Source organism: Lysobacter sp. GCM10012299, assembly GCF_042649405.1.
Taxonomy (GTDB): Bacteria; Pseudomonadota; Gammaproteobacteria; order Xanthomonadales; family Xanthomonadaceae; genus Lysobacter_J.
The window spans coordinates 1-911 of record NZ_JBHRZC010000021.1 but is presented as its reverse complement, the minus strand read 5'-3'; the positions used below and the strand labels follow the sequence as shown (position 1 = coordinate 911).

General features: G+C 42.5%; 2 protein-coding genes. Both read right to left on the bottom strand.

What is annotated here, in order from left to right; all coding sequences use genetic code 11:
• Nucleotides 1-498, bottom strand: a complete 498-nt coding sequence (locus ACFOPO_RS18460) for a hypothetical protein (protein ID WP_002322921.1) — start codon at nt 496-498, stop codon at nt 1-3.
• Between the two features lie 27 nt (nt 499-525).
• A partial coding sequence (locus ACFOPO_RS18455; protein WP_386705141.1) for a hypothetical protein occupies nt 526-911 on the bottom strand: 386 nt, incomplete at its 5' end.

Here is a 911-nt window from a genome sequence, read left to right as displayed (position 1 = left end):
TCACTGACTATTCAGCTCAAAATAGGATTCTACATCGTCAAATCGCTTTGTGTAGCGGTCTTTCAGCTCTTTATCGGGCAAAGTAGCGATCACGTCACGATTTTTTTGTACCCAATCCGCCGTAATAACTTCGCTTGGATAGTCTTTTGGGTTAAAGGTTTTCAGCTTTTCTTGACTGGCAATTTTCAATGCCTGCTCCAGTTGGTCCGAAATTTTATCAATTTTTTTCTGTTTTGCTTCGGCTTTCGCTTCTAGTTGCTCTATTTTGCTGATTTTAGGGCGTACAGACAGCGCAACGTCCGGACGGTATGAAGAAATGCCGACCGACACAAAAAGCGCTAGAAACGCAAAACAGAGGGCAAAAACGACACGTTTCAGCTTTGGTTCCTCAAATTTTTCTAAGATCGAGCGAAAAATGCAGAATAAACTATACGAACCGACCAAAATAATCACGACAGGAAGAATATGCCACCCCATTTTTTCAAAGAACAGTTTCATTTGCGTTTTAAGCCCCCTCTCGTTCGATTACAGGAGCTTTAGGACTGAAACAATAAGAATAGCAGTGCCACCGATAAAAAGCCCCACAGAGGCTAATACGGACATTAAATTCGCTATTCGATTTTGTTTCAGCTCTTCGGCAGTCGCTCGATCATCGTTGGCTAAAAATTTTTGGACTTGTGGGCGCACTTGCCGGCTCAATTCGTCAGATACAGATTTGCTGATATTACCGTAGCTATCAAGCTTTTGGTCGATTTCAGCGGTTCTTTTTTGAACGTAGGTGGCGTAGCGGTTCATTTCAGCTTTCAGCTCGCTCATTTTGGGAATATCTTCGCCACCTCGCACCTTGATATAGCCTTGTTTTACGCTGTTATCAAGGCTTTTCAGCGTTTCAATGACTTCTTGATTTTGTT

Coding starts and splice junctions, on each gene's coding strand:
- ACFOPO_RS18460 (WP_002322921.1), bottom strand. CDS start 498: ATGAAACTGTTCTTTGAAAAAATGGGGTGGCATATTCTTCCTGTCGTG.